We start from the raw sequence: 1,709 nt of genomic DNA, 5'->3' as shown, positions 1-1,709 counted from the left end.
GCATCAACCCCTACGCCTACTGCCTCGGCGACCCGAACAACCGCACCGACCCCACCGGCCACCTCAGCTGGCGCACCTGGCTCAACGTCGGCATCGCCGCCCTGGGAGTGGGCCTGGCAGTCTTCACCGGCGGCCTCTCGATCGCCGCGGCGGCCGGCATCTGGGCCACCGCCGCCGCCGTCACCGTCACCACCCTCAGCGTTGTCTCGGCTACCACCGCGGTCTTCAGCGCCGCCGAAGCAGAGAGGCACCCCCGGACCGCCGCCGTCCTCGGTTGGGTGTCCCTCGGCACCGGCCTCGCCTCGCTTGGCGCAGAACTCGTCGCCGGTTCCGCCGCCGTACGGGGCCTGTCCCGACTCGCCACGCGGAGCGGACCGTACGCGATGTCGGCGGAAGAGACGGCCGCGTTCAAACAGGGCGGAGCCGCCTACCGGCGGTACCTCAACTCGCTCCCGGAACACGAGTTCGGCGGAAAAGGGAAAGGACACGTCTCAAAAGGCACCGGCCGGCGAGGCGCCCCCGGAAGACTGGAGAACGCCGACCCCCAAGGCGCGGTCGGAGGCGAACCGGCCCAGGGCAATGCCGGCGCTCAGGTTCAGCCGACCAGCAAGCGCTGGACGTTCGACGATCAACGAATTAGCCGAATTAGAGACAGGCGCCAGCTCACTGATCCCGCGCAAGAGAAGTTCGACAGCTTCGCGAGCAAGATCCGGGATGAGGGACTCCACCCGAAGACAGCAGCGGAGTCGGTCGGAGACACGAACTACAAAAACTTGCAGGGCAATCAGTTCCAGATCCGCCTGGACGGGAGCGCGCGCGCCACATTCTGGGTCTGGGACAAGGAGAGAAGGGTCGAGATGATCGACCTCGGCGGCCATACGTAACCGGTCCTGAGCAGTCGTCCCGGGCCCTTGCGGTACCGCCCGAGACCAGGACAACCGGGGTTGGTGCCCGCACCCACTGCTCGCCCAGGCGGACACGGTGGCGCTTGGCTCGACCGAACTGCCGGTCGCCGTCGTTGACCTGCGGGATGAGCCGGGGCGCTTCATCCGGGTTGTCGCCGCGGAGCTTTGGGGGATCGAGAACAACCTGTCGATCGCGAACATGGAATACAACGAGTTCGCCGGAGCCGTCGACGAGGACGGGGTGTTCAGAGGCTTCTGAGACAGGCCGCTCAGCAGGCCAAGATCACCGCTTGCCTGAACTGGCCTGATGCCCCGTCCTGAGACCAGCGCACGTACCATGCCGAAGGCGGCGGCGCTCGCCGCCGTGGCTCTGCTCCTCGCCGCGGCTGCGGCCTGCGATCCCGGCAGGTCCGGCGCGGCCTCCTCCCCAACGCCGGCCACCTTCATCGAGTCGGAGACTTCGGCCGCGCCGCCCGCACCAGCACGGTGACCACCGAGCCGACTCCGTCTGCGGCAGCCGCCATGCCGAGCAGACGCGGCGGAGTCGAGCTCGGTGGTGCGCTCGCGGAACTGGTCGAGGAGGCCAATCGACAGAATTCGTTGACCTGCGGCTTCGCCAAGCTGGCAGCAAGGTTCTTCCCGCGTGCCTGAAGATCACTTCCCACGAGATCTCCAGGGGCGGCGTGCGTTCCGGCGTCGGCGGTTGTCCCCGCACGGGCTGGCAATACGGAAACAACACACAGGGCACGAGCCACACCGAGCCGAAGGCGCGGCGCACGTGTCCGCCGAAGGGCGCCATCTCGC

2 protein-coding genes are annotated in these 1,709 nt (G+C 68.2%); both read left to right on the top strand.

The genetic code is table 11. From position 1 onward, the window contains the following. Positions 1-884: hypothetical protein (locus ACWDCZ_RS41070; protein ID WP_449818684.1), on the top strand; the 884-nt coding region annotated here is incomplete at its 5' end. Positions 885-960: 76 nt separating this feature from the next. Beyond that, positions 961-1,164: a DUF6924 domain-containing protein gene (locus tag ACWDCZ_RS41065; RefSeq protein WP_387977070.1), complete on the top strand. Its 204-nt coding sequence runs from the start codon at positions 961-963 to the stop codon at positions 1,162-1,164. Positions 1,165-1,709 lie beyond the last annotated feature (545 nt).

The organism is Kitasatospora sp. NPDC001225 (genome assembly GCF_053597855.1).
This window is presented reverse-complemented; position numbering and strand designations above follow the sequence as displayed.